This window comes from Amycolatopsis sp. NPDC051128 (assembly GCF_040682715.1).
GTDB lineage: Bacteria > Actinomycetota > Actinomycetes > Mycobacteriales > Pseudonocardiaceae > Amycolatopsis.
The window spans coordinates 16,603-33,102 of record NZ_JBFBBN010000049.1 but is presented as its reverse complement, the minus strand read 5'-3'; the positions used below and the strand labels follow the sequence as shown (position 1 = coordinate 33,102).

15 protein-coding genes and 1 tRNA gene are annotated in these 16,500 nt (G+C 68.1%); 5 read left to right on the top strand and 11 right to left on the bottom strand.

Going from position 1 to position 16,500, the window contains the following annotated elements; all coding sequences use genetic code 11:
* The first annotated feature begins 301 nt into the window (after positions 1–301).
* Together AB0M82_RS35820 and AB0M82_RS35815 are read left to right on the top strand one after the other, a co-directional pair.
* The gene (locus tag AB0M82_RS35820) at positions 302–622 is read left to right on the top strand and encodes a hypothetical protein (protein WP_364731761.1); all 321 of its coding nucleotides are present in this window, start codon (positions 302–304) and stop codon (positions 620–622) included.
* A gap of 574 nt (positions 623–1,196) precedes the next feature.
* Positions 1,197–2,288: a hypothetical protein gene (locus AB0M82_RS35815; protein WP_364731759.1), complete on the top strand. Its 1,092-nt coding sequence runs from the start codon at positions 1,197–1,199 to the stop codon at positions 2,286–2,288.
* Positions 2,289–2,751: 463 nt separating this feature from the next.
* Here AB0M82_RS35815 and AB0M82_RS35810 read toward each other — a convergent pair whose 3' ends face one another.
* Positions 2,752–3,423 (bottom strand): YdcF family protein, encoded by a 672-nt coding sequence (locus AB0M82_RS35810; RefSeq protein ID WP_364731756.1) that lies wholly within the window; start codon positions 3,421–3,423, stop codon positions 2,752–2,754.
* 18 nt (positions 3,424–3,441) lie between these two features.
* Positions 3,442–3,762, bottom strand: a complete 321-nt coding sequence (locus AB0M82_RS35805; RefSeq protein WP_364731754.1) for a UTRA domain-containing protein — start codon at positions 3,760–3,762, stop codon at positions 3,442–3,444.
* Here AB0M82_RS35805 and AB0M82_RS35800 point away from each other — a divergent pair.
* Positions 3,762–4,262 (top strand): tyrosine-type recombinase/integrase, encoded by a 501-nt coding sequence (locus AB0M82_RS35800; RefSeq protein ID WP_364731751.1) that lies wholly within the window; start codon positions 3,762–3,764, stop codon positions 4,260–4,262. The genes AB0M82_RS35805 and AB0M82_RS35800 overlap by 1 nt on opposite strands.
* 78 nt (positions 4,263–4,340) lie before the next feature.
* On the opposite strand, the gene AB0M82_RS35795 is transcribed toward AB0M82_RS35800, so the two are convergent.
* The 3 genes from AB0M82_RS35795 to AB0M82_RS35785 all read right to left on the bottom strand — a co-directional run bounded on the left by AB0M82_RS35795 (position 4,341) and on the right by AB0M82_RS35785 (position 7,461).
* Positions 4,341–4,417, bottom strand: a tRNA-Leu gene (locus AB0M82_RS35795).
* A 48-nt stretch (positions 4,418–4,465) separates the two neighbouring features.
* Complete coding sequence (locus tag AB0M82_RS35790; protein ID WP_364731748.1) at positions 4,466–6,601, bottom strand: hypothetical protein; 2,136 nt, start codon at positions 6,599–6,601, stop codon at positions 4,466–4,468.
* Positions 6,598–7,461, bottom strand: a complete 864-nt coding sequence (locus AB0M82_RS35785; protein ID WP_364731746.1) for a 5'-methylthioadenosine/S-adenosylhomocysteine nucleosidase — start codon at positions 7,459–7,461, stop codon at positions 6,598–6,600. Before AB0M82_RS35785 ends, AB0M82_RS35790 begins: the two co-directional genes overlap by 4 nt.
* A gap of 217 nt (positions 7,462–7,678) precedes the next feature.
* Here AB0M82_RS35785 and AB0M82_RS35780 point away from each other — a divergent pair, with 217 nt between their 5' ends.
* Positions 7,679–8,389: an NUDIX domain-containing protein gene (locus tag AB0M82_RS35780; protein WP_364731744.1), complete on the top strand. Its 711-nt coding sequence runs from the start codon at positions 7,679–7,681 to the stop codon at positions 8,387–8,389.
* 209 nt (positions 8,390–8,598) lie between these two features.
* On the opposite strand, the gene AB0M82_RS35775 is transcribed toward AB0M82_RS35780, so the two are convergent.
* From AB0M82_RS35775 to AB0M82_RS35765, 3 genes are all read right to left on the bottom strand, one after another.
* On the bottom strand, positions 8,599–9,933 hold the full coding sequence (locus tag AB0M82_RS35775) for an NAD(P)/FAD-dependent oxidoreductase (protein ID WP_364731742.1): 1,335 nt from the start codon (positions 9,931–9,933) through the stop codon (positions 8,599–8,601).
* An 84-nt stretch (positions 9,934–10,017) separates the two neighbouring features.
* A complete protein-coding gene (locus AB0M82_RS35770; protein ID WP_364731739.1) occupies positions 10,018–10,701 on the bottom strand; it encodes a uracil-DNA glycosylase in 684 nt (227 codons plus the stop codon).
* A complete protein-coding gene (locus tag AB0M82_RS35765; RefSeq protein WP_364731736.1) occupies positions 10,698–11,369 on the bottom strand; it encodes an endonuclease V in 672 nt (223 codons plus the stop codon). Before AB0M82_RS35765 ends, AB0M82_RS35770 begins: the two co-directional genes overlap by 4 nt.
* 48 nt (positions 11,370–11,417) lie before the next feature.
* Here AB0M82_RS35765 and AB0M82_RS35760 point away from each other — a divergent pair, with 48 nt between their 5' ends.
* The gene (locus tag AB0M82_RS35760) at positions 11,418–12,911 is read left to right on the top strand and encodes a peptidase S10 (protein WP_364731733.1); all 1,494 of its coding nucleotides are present in this window, start codon (positions 11,418–11,420) and stop codon (positions 12,909–12,911) included.
* Between the two features lie 37 nt (positions 12,912–12,948).
* Here AB0M82_RS35760 and AB0M82_RS35755 read toward each other — a convergent pair whose 3' ends face one another.
* From AB0M82_RS35755 to AB0M82_RS35745, 3 genes are all read right to left on the bottom strand, one after another.
* The gene (locus AB0M82_RS35755; protein ID WP_364731730.1) at positions 12,949–13,740 is read right to left on the bottom strand and encodes a hypothetical protein; all 792 of its coding nucleotides are present in this window, start codon (positions 13,738–13,740) and stop codon (positions 12,949–12,951) included.
* A gap of 49 nt (positions 13,741–13,789) precedes the next feature.
* Positions 13,790–14,626, bottom strand: a complete 837-nt coding sequence (locus AB0M82_RS35750) for a hypothetical protein (RefSeq protein ID WP_364731727.1) — start codon at positions 14,624–14,626, stop codon at positions 13,790–13,792.
* A 78-nt stretch (positions 14,627–14,704) separates the two neighbouring features.
* Positions 14,705–16,399 carry a S8 family serine peptidase gene (locus AB0M82_RS35745; protein ID WP_364731837.1) on the bottom strand — a complete coding sequence of 565 codons (1,695 nt, stop codon included), beginning with the start codon at positions 16,397–16,399 and terminating at the stop codon, positions 14,705–14,707.
* Positions 16,400–16,500: the final 101 nt, after the last annotated feature.

Below are 16,500 nucleotides of genomic sequence, written 5' to 3'. Positions count from 1 at the left end.
CCAAAAGATCGACGAGAACGAGCAAACCCGGCGCGGATCCCACCTGCTCGGACTTCTCGGGGTGATCACCACGGGACGCAGCCGCAAGTTCCCCTTCGAACCCCCGGTTGGTACCGATCGAAATTCTGGGGAATGCCGGCGTCACCCCGGTATCACGGTGGTATCGCCGACTCTCGCCCACGTCGACCGGACTCGACCGATATGCTCCGACCTCGGCTGATCACTCCGCGGTGCACGGCCGCTGAGGTGCGGTACCCATCTGCGGTCCACCATCTACTGCTCGGACTGCGGCGGCCGGTTGGTGTACTCCGCCAACAAGGGCAACGGTGTCACGTACGTCTACTACATGTGCGTCAAGCGGAAGACGAAGACCAAAGATGCTGTCCGGCAGGAGTTGGCCGCTCAGCAAGCTGAGGCCAGCCGCAGCCTGGAACGGGCCACGGCGCGCAAGACGCGCATCAACGACGAGCGGCAGAAGCTCCTCCAGGCTCACTACGCCGGGGCTATTCCACAAGACCTACTTGGCTCGGAGATGCAGCGCCTGACGCGGGAGTTGGCCCAGGCAGAGACTGAGATCAAGACGGCGAAGGTCGCCGCCGCAGGCGACGAGCACACAACGTGAAAGCGGCGTCACCGTGGGTGACGCCGCTTTCATCGAGAATGGTTTGAATCAGGACCTTCTGGTGCCCCCGACGGGACTCGAACCCGCACTGAATCGATTTGCAGGCCAGGTCGGCCGCGAATGGTCGTTGTTGATCGACATGGGTCACTGCCTGCAAGATTCGCGCGTGCCAACGGTGGCCGTCCGCGAAGATCGGTCATCCTTGGGCGTTAATAGTGGGGCGAAAGTGGGGCACTTCATCTCGCGCCCGGCAGGACCTGAACCAAGATCGCCTTGCACTTACTCACTCTTTCGGGGACATGCGTCGCCGACAGTTTGTGGCCGTTGAGCAGCAGAGATCGCGGTCCTTGATCACGGTCGTTGGTCATCGTTCGGTGCTGCCATGTGGGCAGAATGTGGGCTGTTGTCGGCGGACGGAGGGGCTGGGGGCCTTCTCGACGAGGTAGCCTAACGGGTCGGCGTACTGATCCAGGGGGCCTTGATCCTTTCAGGGCATGTACTAGAATGAACTGGCGCTTTGAATGATCAACGACAAAAGCGAGAGGCGCGCTCGACGGCGCGTGAAGGGGTCATCATGGACGCTAGCGAGGCTCTCGAAGAGCCCGATATACGCAGGTATGAGGCTGTGATGTCTCAAGTAAAACAGACCGGCTCAGCTGTCGCAGAGTTGAACCATCGCGTCGGGCGCGCAGGGCGGCCGTTTCTCGCGGGTGAGCGTGACGCAGCGTCGACCGCGGCAACTGCAATTGCGACTATTGAGAAATTCTTCGGCGACCTTTGGGAAATCCCCGGTTCGCTTAGGGCAATGACCGATGATGCTTATTTGCTAATGACTGTCGAAGAACTTAGTGAACCTCTCAGGGAGTTGCGTGTTGTGGCGGCTCAACAATGGCCAGACGACCGCATGCCCAATGGAGTTGTTCGTGCAATTCGCGCATCGGCAGGTAAGCTTATTGACGGGTTTGAGGAGATTCCTTCCCATGTTTTGAGCTTTGCGCCAAAGGTTCCTGAACAAGATGTCCGCGAGTCGATAATCGGTCTCGTAGAGCCCTATGCTGACAGGCTTGTTGCCCGCAAGGCTCTCGCGCAGGCAGAGTCTGCACGAGACGAGACTCTAGATGTCTTGAGTTCGGCAAAGAAGGCTGCTGGTGAGGTTGGGTCGACCGCACAGGCGGGTTATTATAGAGACTTTGCGGATTCAGAAAAAAAGATCGCAGACTGGCTCCGCGTTGCAGTCATTGGCGTGTCGCTCCTTATTGTCGCCTTGACTGGGGTAATATTGATCGCGATCGAGCCGGGCAACCTCATGCTTGCAGACCTGCTGAAGCTGACGTTTGTCATTCCACTTGCGGCTCTGGCGGCATATCTTGGACGCGAGTCTGGTCGTCATCGTGTCAGTGCGAATTGGGCGCGAGAGCTGGCCATGCAACTTCAGACTTTCGATGCTTTTGTTTCTCCATTGGATAGCGAATCGCAATCTGCACTTCGCACCAAATTCGCTGCGCAGATATTCGGCAATTCAACCTACCCGCGCATGGAGGTTGAGAGCGGACCTTCAGTTATAGCTGAGGCGTCTCGGCTGCTTGAAGTTGCGAGTGGGTTAGCTGATTCGAAGATTAAGAGGATTAGTGCTCAGGTCAAGAAGTCTGACGGAGATGGAAGCTGAATCGAGCTGTTTCAGAATTGGATTGGGTGGCTTTTCGGTATCTCGTGGAAACTGGCGCAGCCCGATCGCTTCGCGGCTGGAGCAATGATCACCTGCCAGTCCTCCCCTTCCCGATCCTAAGCTGCTTGAGCTCGTATCCGGCCCCGTCAAGGCCCGCAGGTACATTTCAGCCTTGACGGGGCCGGATGCGTGTTTGAGCCCGTGACGAGCGGGAAGGGGGCACGGACGGGACCACGGCTACCTGCAGACGCGACGGATGCTCTTCCCGCCGGCCATCGCGGAGACCTGCCGTGGGGCGAGGACATTCTTCTCCATGGCTGCGGCCCCGGTGCAGCCGCCGGCCGGTCGCGTGGGTGCCGGAGGCGGGCCCCGCGCGTGCCGGCCGATAGCGGCGCGGCCCCGGAGGGGCCGCCTTGAACAAGAAAAGAAACTCTGAACACACAGTCCTGGATGGACTGGAGAACTACGTCTTCGGGATGATCCGGCTGTCGTAACCTGCGGCGATCAAGCGGTGATAGGCGGCTTCGACGTGGGCAGGGATCTCCTGAGGAATCGCGTACCCGGCGTCGGCGTAGATCGTCAGTCGCTGGGTGTCTCCGACGAGCATGTCGATCACCCGCTTGGGGTCGCCGATGCTCTCGACGTAGTCGGCTAGCGGCTGCTGAATCGCGGAGCAGAGGAAGTCGACCTCTGGCCATAGCTTCTTCGCAGTCGTGTAGGCCCGACGCTGCTGGTACGGCCGACTAAGGATCAGGGCACTGGTGACCTTGGTGCCGTGCTGACGGAGCAAGTCCCGGGTGAACTCGAAGTTCTCAGCCGTATTGGTGGCCTTCGGCTCTACGAGAATTGCGGAGTCGGGAACGCCCTTCTCCAGCGCGATCTCGCGATAGTGGACGGCTTCACCGCGAGGAAACCGGTCAACCGTGGTGGGAGCGTTGGCGCCGGTGAATGCGATCAGCGGGAAAAGATGCCGGCCGTACAGCTCGGCCGCGTAGACGGCGACGCTCGGGTCATGGCTTCCGAGTCCGATCGCGACGTCTACCGGGTGTAGCTGGTCGTCGATGCGGTGGAAGTTCCACAGCGTCTCGACGTCCTCGCGCAGCTCGTGGGGGATCTCCGTTGTCGGCGTCGGCACAGGTCTCTCCTCGCGGAATTACTCGGGGATCTCGAACGTGTAGGACCAGGCGAACCGGGACGCCGCGTGTATGCCGCGTGCAAACTCGACCGGGGTGCCGTCCGCCGTCCGGGTCGTGCGCTCCAGGATCATCACGGGCTCGCCTGCGGGGAGTTCCAGTTCGTCGATCTCCTCGGGAGTCGGCATCCGGGAGTGGAACGTCTCGGTCATGCTGTCGGGCTCCAGCCCCTGCAGCGTGAGCACGGCGAAGCCGCCGCCGGGAGTCGCCGTGCCGGGTTTCGGGTCGACGATCGGTGTGTTCTCGACGTGCTCGGGCCGGAGTCCGGATCGGTGAGGCATTGGCCCTCTACTGGGAAGACGTCAGGCTCCCGGATGAGGTCGAGAACGGCGTCGGTATCGGGGTTGCGCGCTTCGAATGGACCGTCGTCCGTCTCAGGGGCGTCGGGCTCGTGCGCACCGACCCGAAGACACCGGCGTCCGAGCGGACGATCCCGCTGACATCGTGGGTCGTCGACATGCTTCGGCGACGACGTCGGGTTGCCCTCGCCGAAGGGCGGTTGCCGGCGAGTCCCGTCTTCCCTGACTCACTGGGTGGGCTGCGGGACCCGTCGAACACCCGCCGGTCACTGCGGGAGTGCCGGGGCTCGGAGGGCTTCTCGTGGGTGAAATCGCACGTCTACCGCAAGACGGCCGGCACGGTCCTCGACGAAGCGGGCTACTCCGCCCGTCAGATCGCGGACTTCCTCGGCCACGCTCGACCATCGGTTACCCTCGACCGGTACGTCGGCCGGGGCGCCGTGGCACCCACGATCGCGGACGCGATGGAAGACCTCTTGTGACCGTCACGGGCAAAGTGGGGCGTAACTGGGGCACTTGATCTTCACTACGCTCCACGCCGTGGCGCTGACCAGCGTGTTTGGTGCCCCCGACGGGACTCGAACCCGCACTGAATCGATTTTAAGTCGACTGCCTCTGCCGGTTGGGCTACGGGGGCACCGCACACTCTAGGTGATCGAGCCGGATGTGTGTCCAGTGCGGCGCGCTATCCCAGCGGTAACTGGGGCTCTTCGCCGTCGAGGAGGCTGGGGCCGGGCTCTCCTCGGCGCCAGTCCTCCGAGCGGCGGCGGCGGCGTTCCTGCTCCCTCGCTATCCAGTCGCGGCCCTCCGCCGAGACCGCCTCCAGGACGTGCAGTGCGCCCGCGATGCCCGATGACTCCAGTGCGAGGCGCTGCAACATCGCCTCGTTCTCCACGCTCTCGTCCGTCAGGCCTTCGAAGCCCTCGGCGACGACCGAGATCTGCTCGCCGCTGACCAGGGTCAAGCGGAACGCCCGCTTTCGCACCGACTGCATCTGCTGGAGCACCGCGTTGTCCCCGTTGAGGATCTGGTAGTGCCACCCGTCCGCGTAACGGACGCCGACTTCGGCGACTCGGGCAGCGGAGAGGGCGTCGTAGCGGAACGACGTTCGGCGCTCGTCGTGGACGTCGGCCTTGAGGAAGTCCAGGTCCACCTCGATCTCGCGGACGCCGCTGCGCGTCAGGAGGAACACGAGGATCACGTAACGCGAGTAACGCATCGGGCCGCCGAGGACGCGGGCGCGTCTTGCGTTGGCCGCTCCCTCCGTCAGGACCACGTGCGCCACCAGGTCCCGGTTGGTCAGCGCGCACCGGCGCAGTGCCTCGGTTTTGAGGTGTGACTTGTCCAGGTCGAGCCACCACGCCATCTCGGCGTCGTCGGGCCGGTCCGCGAGCACCTGGGACCATTCCGCGAACGCCTGCTCCTCCTCCTTCAGCAGCCGGCTGCCGCGTTCGTTCTCCTCGGCCTGGAACTGGTGGGCCACCATGATCCGGAGGCCGTGCTTCATCGCGAAGAAGCCGCCTATGCCGAGGAAGAACGCCGCTCCGGTGAAGCCGCCCGAACCGCCGAGCATGATCAGCGCTCCGACGACCGCGACCGCGATGCCGGCGCGGTGGACGAGGAGACTGATCCCCGACGGGCGGACCTCGTCGCGGTAGGCGAACAGGGTGCCGCTCCGCCACTCTGCGGCCACCCGGCGGGCGTGCCACCGGATCAGCCAGTTCACTGCCTCGGCGTCGACCTGCGCGTTGCCGAACAGGGTCACGAACCGCCATTTGTAGTACTCGCAGATGCCGCGGGTGTCGTTCACCCAGCTGCCCGGCGTGTGCGGCCGTGCATCCCAGAAGCGCGCCTCCACCAGTTTGTGGATCTGCTCGACGAACCGGGACGGCACCCAGTGGCCGGGCGAGGCGGCGGGCTGGAACTGCAGCGGGACGCCGTGCTCGCGGTCGCGGGCGACCAGCCGCATCGTGCCCAGTTCCTGCTCGCGGCCGGCCCAGATCGCGCCGGCGAACCCGGCCGCCATGACGAGCAGGGCAGCGACGCCCACTCCGACCCGGCCGTCGCCGAACCCGCTCAGGAACGCGAGGGTCCCGAAGAGCACGCCGACTCCGCCGAGGCCCGCCTTCACCCACTCCGCCGAGGGGATGGCCGCGCGCGCAGGCACGAAGTACCGCGGCACCGCGGGGTCCGGTTCGAAGAACTTCCACGCCCGGCCGGCCCGGTCGTGCGCCAGCCGCTCCGTCCGGACGCGCTCGGCGTCCACGGCGTCCACGCTGTCCTGGAGCGCACCGCCGAGGGCGAGCGCGAGGTGCCGCGTGATCTCGTTCTGCCGGTCCCGGTGCAGTTCCTGCAGGTTCGCCATGGCCTTCGCCAGGTCGGCGGCGTCCAGGGCGGTGCCCATCTCCTGCCGCCACACGAAGGACATGAGTTCCCACACCACGCCCAGCGCGCCACGCCACTCGTCGTGGCCGAACCGCCGGGCGGTGAGGTCCGCCATCCGGAACCGCGCGTACACGTCGTCGCTGATCTCGTTGAGCGACCGGTCACTGAGGACGGACAAGGCGTAGTAGTAGGCGAGCCTGGTCGACGCGTGGCCTTGCTGCAGTAGCTCCTGGAAGAGCGTCTCGGCCATGCGCGGGGTGCCACCTCGCAGGTGGTTCAGCGCGACCTGGTACCGCCGCTCCGGCGGATCCGAGGGATTGATGTGGTAGGTCGTCTCGTGGCGGTGGAACGTGCCGCCGTAGATCGCGCCGATCTGCTGCTCGACGTGGGATTCGCCGGACGCCTGGTTCTGGAAGCCGGGAGGCGGGACGTTCATGCGTGCCTCCGGGAGGACCGCTGGGTCACGTGGAAGTCGCCGTAGACGGCGCCCACCTGCTGGCCGACGTACGCGTTGTCCTTGGCCACGTTGGTGAAGCTCGCCGCCGGTTCCTCGGTGCGCTCGTCCTGACGGGAACCGTCCGCGCCCCCGATCCCGCCGGCGAGCACGCGGACGAAGTCCGCCGCGTTGCCGGCGGCGACCGCCTGCCAATCCGACTCGTCGGCCAGTTCCTTGGCGCCGTCCGCCCGGTCGCTGATCCCGCGGACGGTCAGTGCCGGGACGTTGTCGTTGAGGTGGCTGGTCAGCGCGAACCCCGCGCTCTCCATTTCGACCGCCACCGCGTCGTTGTAGTTGTCCCACAGGTACCGCGCGACCGCGGACGTCCGCCCGTCGACCACCACCTCGCCCGCCGCGACCGGCTCGAAGTGGACTTCCGGCACGCTCTCCGCGCCGGCCCAGTTCCCCTCCCTGGCCAGCGCCCGCGCCAGTTCCAGCAACCGGTGCGAGGGTTCCCACGCCTCCGGCCGGCTTCGGAAGCCTTCGTCGTCGCTGCGGCCACCGTGGTACGCGTAGACCTTCCGGGCGACGACGACGTCGCCGAGCCGGAGCCAGTCGCGCAGCCCGCCGGCGACGCCGGTGAACAGGACCGCGGACGGCGAGAACTCCGCGACCGCGCGTTCCGCGATCGCGGCGGCGCGGGCGTTGCCCATGCCCACCATGCCGAGCGCGGCCGGGCGACCGGCCAGCTCGCCGACGTCGAACACCGTTCCCGCGTGGTGCACGTGCCGCCGCACCCCGGTCATCCGGGCGCGCACCGCGGCGCGCTCCACTTCCATCGCGGTCAGGATTACCAGCACGGGACGGCCGTCCCTTCTTTCCGCTCTGCCATGACGATCTCCCTCTGTTCGCCGGAAACCGGCGCCCTCGATCGACGGCTCCTGCAGGCAGGATGCCAAGTGCACCATGCAAGGTAGCCCCATCGGACTATTCTCGTCAACAAGACGAATATTGGCCCGCTGCGTACACTGTGCACTATGGACACTCCACCGACCACGAACGGCCGTGTTGTCGAACATGCCTGAGCCCGACGAGTGGACGATTCCCGAGGTCGCGGTCGCCGTCGACCTGGCCGTCCTCACCGTGCACGACAACTCGCTGCAGATCATGCTGGTGAAGCGGGGAATTCCGCCGTTCGAGGCCATGCTGGCCCTGCCTGGCGGCTTCCTCGCGTCGACGTCGGAAGACCTCGACCACGCCGCGGCCCGCGAACTACAGGAAGAGACGGGCCTCGACGCGCAGGCGTTACACCTGGAGCAACTGCGCACGTACGGGACACCGGGCCGCGATCCGCGGCGGCGCGTGATCACGGTCTGCTACGTCGCCTTCTCGCCCCAGCTCCCGGTTCCCGTGGCCGGCGGCGACGCGCGCGAAGCGGTCCTCATGCCCGTGGAGAAGGTGCTGAAGCCACGCACCCGGATCGCGTTCGACCACAAGAAGATCATCGCGGACGCGGTCGAACGCGCCCGCAGCAAGCTCGAGTACACCACGCTCGCGGCGGCCTTCTGCGCACCGGAGTTCACGATGACCGATCTGCGCGAGGTCTACGAAATCGTCTGGGGTGAACAGCTCGACCCGCGAAACTTCCATCGCAAGATCATCGGCGTCGACGGATTCCTGATCCCGACCGGGAAGCGGGTCTCGCGCCAGCCCGGCCGGCCGGCCGCGCTCTACCGGCGCGGCCCCGCCACCGCGCTCCACCCGGCCATGCTGCGGTTCCGCCCGTAATCGTCACCTTGACGTTAACTGGCCGGCCGGGCTACCGTCGGCGCCAACCTTAATCGTCACTCTGACGGGAAGTGCCGGCATGGAGAGCTATCCCGCGCCGCACAACGCCGTCGCCCCGCCCGCCGCGGGATCGGCCACCGGACCGCACGACAGCTGAAAACGCGAGAGCCCCCGGTCGCGGGGACCAGGGGCTCTCGAAAAGCGGGATCTCAGGACTTCGAGACGCGCGCGAACTCGTCCTTCGGGTTGTTGATCTGCCCGAGCGAGATGACCTCGCGGCGGAACAGCCCGCCCAGGATCCAGTCCAGCAGGATGCGGATCCGCCGGTTCCAGGTCGGCATCGCCTTGAGGTGGTACGCGCGGTGGAAGAGCCAGGCCGGGAAGCCCTTGATCTTCAGGTTCAGCGCGTCCGCGACACCCTTGTGCAGGCCGAGGCTGGCGACCGCGCCGAGGTTCTTGTGGAAGTAGTCCTTCGGCTTGCCGCCGCGGATCACCTTGATGATGTTCTTCGCCAGCAGGCGCGCCTGGCGGACCGCGTGCTGCGCGTTCGGCGGGCACGTCGCCGTCGGGTCGTCTTCGGTGCGCGAGAGATCCGGGATCGCCGCGTTGTCGCCCGCGGTCCACACCTCCGGGTGGCCGACGACCTGCATCGCCGCCGTCGCCTCGAGGCGGCCGCGCTTGTCGAGCGGCAGGTCCGAGTTCTGCAGCACCGGGTTGGCCTTCACGCCGGCGGTCCAGATGATCGTGTCGGTGTCGAACTCGGTGCCGTCCGAAAGCACGACGTGACCGTTCTCGAACGACTTCGCCGCGGTCGACAGGTAGACCTCGATGCCGCGCTTCTCCAGCTGCTCGACCGTGTACACGCCGAGGGTCTCGCGGACCTCGGGCAGGATCCGGCCGGCGGCCTCGACGAGCACCCAGCGGATGTCGGAGGTCTTGATGTTCGGGTAGTAGTTCTCCACCGCGAACCGGGTCATGTCCTCGAGCTCGGCGAGCGCCTCGATGCCGGCGAACCCGCCGCCCACGACCGTGAACGTCAGCAGGCGCTTGCGCAGCTCGGGGTCCAGCGTGCTGGCCGCCTCGTCGAGCTTCGTCATGACGTGGTTGCGGATGTAGATCGCCTCGCCGATGGTCTTGAAGGCGATGCCCTCCTCGACCAGGCCGGGGATCGGCAGGATCCGCGCGACGGCGCCGAGCGCGACGACCAGGACGTCGTAGCCCAGCTGCTCGATGTGGCCGTCGGCCGCCTCGACCGTGACGGACTTCTTCTCGTTCTCGATCTTGGTGACGCGCGCGGTCAGCACGTGACAGCGCTTGAGCACCCGCCGCAGCGGCACGACCACGTGCCGGGGCTCGATCGCGCCGGCCGCGGCCTCCGGGAGAAACGGCGCGTAGGTCATGTGGGGCTGCGGGTCAACGACGGTCACGGAGGCCTCGTTGGCCCGGAGCATCTTCTGGAGGCCGTACGCCGTGTAGAGCCCGACGTACCCACCACCGAGGACGAGGATCCGAGTCGGTTCCGACTTCGACTTCGCAGCAGCCATGTCCTCATAGTCGCACCTTCACGGGCGCCTTGCTCGGGGACCCCATCCCGCTGTGACCAGCGTCGCGGCCGTTTCCGTAACGATTCAGTCCGACATTGTCACCGAGGTCGCGGCACGAAACACGGCGGCCACCATCTCGTGCGTCACGCGCCGGGTCTGGACATTGCGCGGCGAGACGTGATAACAGCCGTATAGGCGCAGGTCGTCCAGCTCCACGACGGCGCCGTGCGCGAACGCCGGACGCGGTCGCGGCACCGGCCAGCCGGCCGCGGCGAGCACCGGCAGCAACGCCTGCCAGCCGAACGCGCCGAGCACGACGATCGCGCGCAGTGTCGGACGTAACAGTGTCAGCTCCTCCGCCAGCCACGGACGGCAGGTGTCCCGCTCGGCGGGCGTCGGCTTGTTCTCCGGCGGGGCGCAGCGCACCGGCGAAACGAGCCGGGTGCCGTACAGCTCCAGGCCGTCGCCGATCGCGGTCGACGTCGGCTGCGACGCGAGGCCGACCTCGTGCAGCACCCGGAACAAGAAGTCACCCGACGGGTCGCCGGTGAACATCCGGCCGGTGCGGTTCGCGCCGTGCGCCGACGGCGCCAGGCCGACGACCGCGAGCGACGCGTCCGGCGGCCCGAAACCCGGCACCGGGCGTGCCCAGTAGTCCTCGCCGCGGAACGCCGCCTTCGTGCCGACGACGCCTTCGCGCCAGGTGACCAGCCGGGGACAGGCGCGGCACCCGGCCACGGCGGCGTCCAGCTCGGCCAGCGACCTCACCTCAGTGCCGCCCGGGACAGCCGGTCGGCCTGCCGGGTGGTCTCCGGCAGCCGGTAGCGCGGGGTCAGGGCCAGGGTCAGCCGGCAGGCGTGGGCCAGGCCGATCCGGTGGCCGGCCGAGACGTACACCGGCTTGACGCCGTCCTGGGTCCGCAGCACCGCGCCGACCTCTTCCCCGGCGTCGACCAGCGGCGCCGACGAACCCCGGGATGCCGCCGGAGCGTCGTGCGAGCCGACGAACCGGGTCTTGCCGACGCCGAACGCGGGCAGCCCGGTCAGCACGCCGAGGTGGCAGGCGAGGCCGAAGCGCCGCGGGTGGGCGAGGCCGTGGCCGTCGCAGACCAGGACGTCGGGCGCGCGGTCCAGCCGCTCGAGCGCGGTCAGCAGCGGCGGCAACTCGCGGAAGGCGAAGAGGCCCGGCTCGTAGGGGAAGACGGCTTTCGCGCGGTACGTCCGTTCCTCCACCACGGTGAGCCCGGCGGTCTCGAGCGTGACGACGGCCGCGGCGATCCCGTCGGCGTCGTCGTAGACAGAGTCATAAGCAACGTCAAGGCCGGTCACCGTCGGCGGCAGCTCCGGGCCGTCGTCGGTGAGGTCGACCTGTTCGCGCAGCCGCTCCTGCACGGCGAGCGCGTCGCCGATCGTCGACGGCCAGTCCTCGATGTGCACCAGGTCACCCTGCCACAGGCGACCGGCGCCGCCCACTAAGTTGGGTCCATGGCGGACACCACCCCCGAAGAGGCTCCCGAAAAGAAGGATCCGGAAACCACGGAGATCCCGGCCGAGCCGACCGACGACATCGTCACCACCCAGCACACGTTGACCGTGAAGCGGAAGAAGCTCGCGTACACCGCGAAGGCGGGGCGGATCGTCCTCCGCAAGGAGATCATGAAGGACGGCAAGTCCGAGGGCTTCAAGGCGAAGGCGGAGGTGTTCATCACCTCCTACACCCTCGACGACGCCGACCCGGGCTCGCGGCCGGTGACGTTCGCCTTCAACGGCGGCCCCGGCTCGTCGAGCATCTGGCTGCACATGGGCCTGCTGGGGCCGCGCCGGGTGCTGTCGGGCGACGTCGACGACCTGGTGCCGCCGCCGTACGGGCTGGCCGACAACCCCGAGACGCTCCTGGCGCACAGCGACCTGGTGTTCATCGACCCGGTGTCGACCGGCTATTCGCGGGTCTCGGGCGGCGAGGAGACCAAGGACTTCCACGGCTTCAAGGGCGACATCGAGTCGGTCGGCGAGATCATCCGGCTGTGGGTGTCGCGGCACCAGCGCTGGCTGTCGCCGAAGTTCCTGGCCGGCGAGTCGTACGGCACGCTGCGCGCCGCCGGGCTGGCCGCGCACCTGCAGGACCGGCACGGGCTCTACCTGAACGGCCTGCTGCTCATCTCGTCGGTGCTCGACCTGGGCACGCTGCAGTTCTCCGAGGGCAACGACCTGCCGTACTCGTTGTACGTGCCGACGTACGCGGCGATCGCGCACTACCACGGCCTCCACGGTGAGCGCCCGCTCGACGACGTGCTCGCCGACGCCGAGGACTTCGCGGCGAAGGACCTGCCGTGGGCGCTCGCCCGCGGCGCCCGGCTGTCCACACAGGACAGGGCCGAGGCGGTGGCCACGCTGGCGTCGCTGACCGGGCTGACCGAGTCCTATGTGGACCGCGTGAACCTGCGGATCGAGCACGTCCGGTTCTTCACCGAGCTGCTGCGCGACCGCGGCCTGACGGTCGGCCGGATGGACGGCCGGTTCACGACGTGGGAACCGGACGGCGGCCGCGAGCACATGAGCGACGACCCGTCGATCTCCCGCGTGATCGGCGCGTACGCGGCGTCGTTCAACCACTACGTGCGAGCCGAACTCGGGTACGAGAACGACCTCCCGTACGAGCTCATCAGCGAAGACACCTTCAAGGCGTGGTCGTACTCGGACTTCGAGGGCCGCTCGGTGTCGGTGGTCGACTCGGTGAGCGCGGCGATGCGCGCGAACCCGCACCTTCGCGTCCATGTCGCCTTCGGCCACTACGACGGCGCGACGGCGTACTACGCGGCCGAGCACGTGCTGGCCCACCTGCGGATCCCCGAGGAGCTGCGGGAGAACGTCGACACGGCGTACTACCCGGCCGGCCACATGATGTACGTCCACGAGCCGACGAGGGTGCAGCAGTCGAAGGACCTGGCGAAGTTCGTCAAGAAGGCGTCGAACCGCTGAGTTCCGCGGTGGTGCCCGGTCCGGCCGGGCACCACCGTCAGGCCACTGCGGCCAGGATCGCCCGGCTCCGCCGCCGGTCCACGAAGCCGGCGACGGCCTGAGTTGCCACCGCGAGGGCCGCGTACCCGATCAGCCACGGGGTGTACCCCGGCGGCTGCGCGTTGTCGGTCATCGGCTCGAAGAGCAGGGGTACCGCGTAGACCGCGGGCATCGCGAGGAGCAGGTCCTCGATGCGCACGGCGGCGTCCACGGCCAGGGACGTCTCGTCCTCCGCGATGACCGGGCGCCGGAGGATGCCGGTCAGGATCACCGCCGTGACCACGCCGCCCAGCGCCAGGAGACCGAGCCAGCTCCACGCGTACGTCCGGAACGGTGTCGTCACGAAGATCGTGACGGCGAGCGCGGTGCCTCCGCCGAACGTGACCAGCAGCGCCGCGATGTCCCAGCCGCCCATTCCGGCACCCGGCGGGCGCTCGATCGCTCTTGTCCCGAGCAGCGCCCGTGCCTGGCGGTCGCGCACCCGCACCGGCACCCAGCCGGACAGCTGCAGGACGATCATGAGGAAGAACAGGTACGCGCTGTCGGTCAGTTCCTCGCCGCGGACGCCGGGCAGGAACTCCAGGCACAGGTAACCCACGTTGGCGACCATCATCACCAGGATCGCCGCGGCCGCCCACCGCCACGACCCGGGCGGCCGGGCGCCACCGCGGAAGCCGAGGCGCAACGCCAGCAGGTCGGTCAGCGTCGGCACCTCGACACGGTGCTTGACCAGCCAGCGTCCGGCCGCCGCGCGCTCCGCGTCCGTCACCACCGGTCCGTCCACCACCATCGGAATCCCTCCCCTGTCCCGTGGTACACGCCCGAAGCGCCGGAAAGGTTTACCGGCCGTAGAAACCCGGCGGCAGCCGGCGGTAGCGGTAGCAGACCAGCAGCCAGCCGATCAGCTGGAGGACGACCACGGTCACCAAGTACGCCAGCGCGGCCCAGCCCAGCAGGCCGGGCGTCGCCCAGTCGACCACGTAACCCGGCATCGCCAGCACGGCGTACACGCCGCTCGGGGCGAACCGGTAGGGGTCCTCGGCGCGCAGAATCCCGTCGACCAGCCGCGATGTTCCGTCCTCCGCGATCACCGGCGCGCGGAGGACCCGGCCGACGACCAGCGCGGTCGCGCCGGCGCCGACGGCCAGCGCGAACGTGTGCGTCCCGAGCGCCACGGACGGCGAATACCAGTGCTTCCAGGTGAACTGCGGCGCGGTGAGGAACGATGCCGCGCACAGCACCGCCCCGCCGACGAACGTGAGCGCCGTCGAGGTCAGGTACCACCAGCCGACCTGCTTCGCCGCCACCCGGAGCGGGGGCGGTGCTTCGGTGCCGGCCAGGCCCTCGACGAGCTGCTCACGGCTCTGCACCCCGCGCCAGCGAAGGATCTGCGACACGGCGAACATGACGGCCAGCACCGCGACCCGGCCCGGCAGCTCCACCACGGTGAACAGTGCCCCGATGGACACCCACAAGACCGCGAGGACGATCGAGTACGTGGGTGTCCCCACGCCACGGAGGCGACGCCCGCCGATGCGCAGGGCGAGCAGCCGGGTCGGCAGCCACACCAGCACCCCGCGGCGGGCCAGCCACAGCCGCGTGCCGCCCACCTCGAGCACCGTCGGCTCGCCCGGCAGTCTCGGATCCACCGGCAGCGCCGGTTCACGCACGGTCATGGGAACACCCCCACTCCCGTGATACACGCGGGCCGCCCCGGGAAGGTTGGCTTCCCGGGGCGGCCTTTTTCACGAGCCTTACTTCAGGTACTGCGACCCGCGCGTCACCGCCGCGTAGGCGTCGACGGCGCCGTGGCCGTAGAACCCGTTGAACGCCGGATCGCCTTCACAGGTGGCCGTGAACGTCGCGTCGCGGCCCTCCTTCAGGTAGTCCACCGTCCGCGGCACCGGGCAGGCGATCTTCGCCGCCGTGCCCTCGAGGACCCGCTGGACCTTGTCCGGGTCCATCCCGAACTGGCCGGACGCCTTCTTGCCGTACTGCGAGACGATCAGCGCCGCGACGCCGGCCGCGTGCGGGGTCGCCATCGATGTGCCCTGCAGCCACTGGTAGTAGCCGACCCGGCCGTCGGCCGCGGTCGCCTTCTTGATGCCCGCCGTGACACCGGCCGGCGTGATGTTGCCGTCCGCGTCGATGTTGCCTTCGGCGACGCCGACGTTCTTCGGGTACGTCGAAAGGATTTCGTTCTCGACCGTGCGGAACCACGGCGTGCCGAAGCCGTCGCGGAAGAAGCCGCCTGGTGCCGACACCGAAATCTGCTCGAGGCCGTAGTTGGAGTAGTCCGCCTTCCTCTGCGACGGCCCGAACGAGCCCACGCCGATGGTGTGGTTGCCCTCGGTCGGCAGGTTGAGGCAGGTCGAGTTGTCGATCTGCCGCGGGTGCGTGCTGTTCGCCGGGTAGTCCGGGCTGGTGGTGTCGGGCTGCGGCGCGCCGAGGTCGGTGTGCTCGTTGCCCAGTGCGACCACCATCGTGACGCCCTTGCGGTGCGCGTAGTTCAGCGCCCGCTGCGTCGCCTCGATGATCGTGCGCTGCTCGGCCTGCTCGGCGGCCGAGTCCGCCGGGTTCGCCGTGCAGTTGTACAGCCACGGGTCCGTGTAGAACGACATGTTGACCACGTCGATGCCGGCGTCGCCGGCGTAGGTCAGCGCGTCCACGGTCGGCTGCAGGAAGAAGAAGCCCGAGTCCTGGCCGGCGCGGATGTTCACCAGCGTCACGTTCGGCGCGACACCGGAGACGCCGAAGCCGTTCGCCGCGGCGGCGATGGTGCCGGCGACGTGCGTGCCGTGGCCGCCGTCGTCGTGGTTGGCCGGGTCGACGCAGCCGCGGAACTCGCACGGCCCGTCCACCTCGACGCCGTTGACGTCGGTCGGGATGTCACGGGTGAAGTTGCGCGAATCGGCCAGGTCGAAGTTCGGCGCGATGTCCGGGTGCGTGCCGTCGATGCCGGTGTCGATGACGCCGACCTTGACCTGCTTGCTGCCGGCCTGCTTGGTGCGCGAAAGGTCCGAGCGGACGGATTTGAGGCCCCAGAGCTGGTCGTCCAGCGGGTCCATGCCCACCGGCGCGGAAGCGGCCTGCTTCTTCGAAGCGGCTCCGCGGCCTTCCTTCTCGACGCCGGCGTCGCGCTTGACCTTCTTGCCCGCCTTCGGCACCGAGCCGATGGCCTGGGCCTTGGCCGCGCCGAACACGGCGCGGTTCCCGGTCACGCGTTCGGTGAACCCGGTGGCCGGAGCGCTGGCCTTGATCAGGCCGACCGCGGTGTTGGTCTCGAGGACCGTGCCACCCGCGTCGCGGATCGCCTTCTGCGCGCTCGCGACGCTCTGGACGTCCTTGGCGAGCACGGTGAACTCGGTCGCCGGGCCGGCCAGGGCGGGCTGCGCCGAAGCGGCGGGCACCGCGACGGCCGAGAGCGCCCCGAACAGCGGGACGGCCATGGCCGCGGCGAAAAGCCTGGGTCTCTTCACGATTCTCCTCCTCGGAAAGCGGTTCCTGCACCGTATAGATCGGACAATGCGTAAACAACGGCCGAACGTAC

Excerpts from the sequence above, each read along its gene's own strand:
- AB0M82_RS35815 (WP_364731759.1), top strand. The coding sequence starts at position 1,197 with ATGGACGCTAGCGAGGCTCTCGAAGAGCCCGATATACGCAGGTATGAG.
- AB0M82_RS35805 (WP_364731754.1), bottom strand. The coding sequence starts at position 3,762 with ATGCCTCACCGATCCGGACTCCGGCCCGAGCACGTCGAGAACACACCG.
- AB0M82_RS35790 (WP_364731748.1), bottom strand. The coding sequence starts at position 6,601 with ATGAACGTCCCGCCTCCCGGCTTCCAGAACCAGGCGTCCGGCGAATCC.
- AB0M82_RS35780 (WP_364731744.1), top strand. The coding sequence starts at position 7,679 with ATGCCTGAGCCCGACGAGTGGACGATTCCCGAGGTCGCGGTCGCCGTC.
- AB0M82_RS35775 (WP_364731742.1), bottom strand. The coding sequence starts at position 9,933 with ATGGCTGCTGCGAAGTCGAAGTCGGAACCGACTCGGATCCTCGTCCTC.
- AB0M82_RS35760 (WP_364731733.1), top strand. The coding sequence starts at position 11,418 with ATGGCGGACACCACCCCCGAAGAGGCTCCCGAAAAGAAGGATCCGGAA.
- AB0M82_RS35755 (WP_364731730.1), bottom strand. The coding sequence starts at position 13,740 with ATGGTGGTGGACGGACCGGTGGTGACGGACGCGGAGCGCGCGGCGGCC.
- AB0M82_RS35750 (WP_364731727.1), bottom strand. The coding sequence starts at position 14,626 with ATGACCGTGCGTGAACCGGCGCTGCCGGTGGATCCGAGACTGCCGGGC.
- AB0M82_RS35745 (WP_364731837.1), bottom strand. The coding sequence starts at position 16,399 with ATGGCCGTCCCGCTGTTCGGGGCGCTCTCGGCCGTCGCGGTGCCCGCC.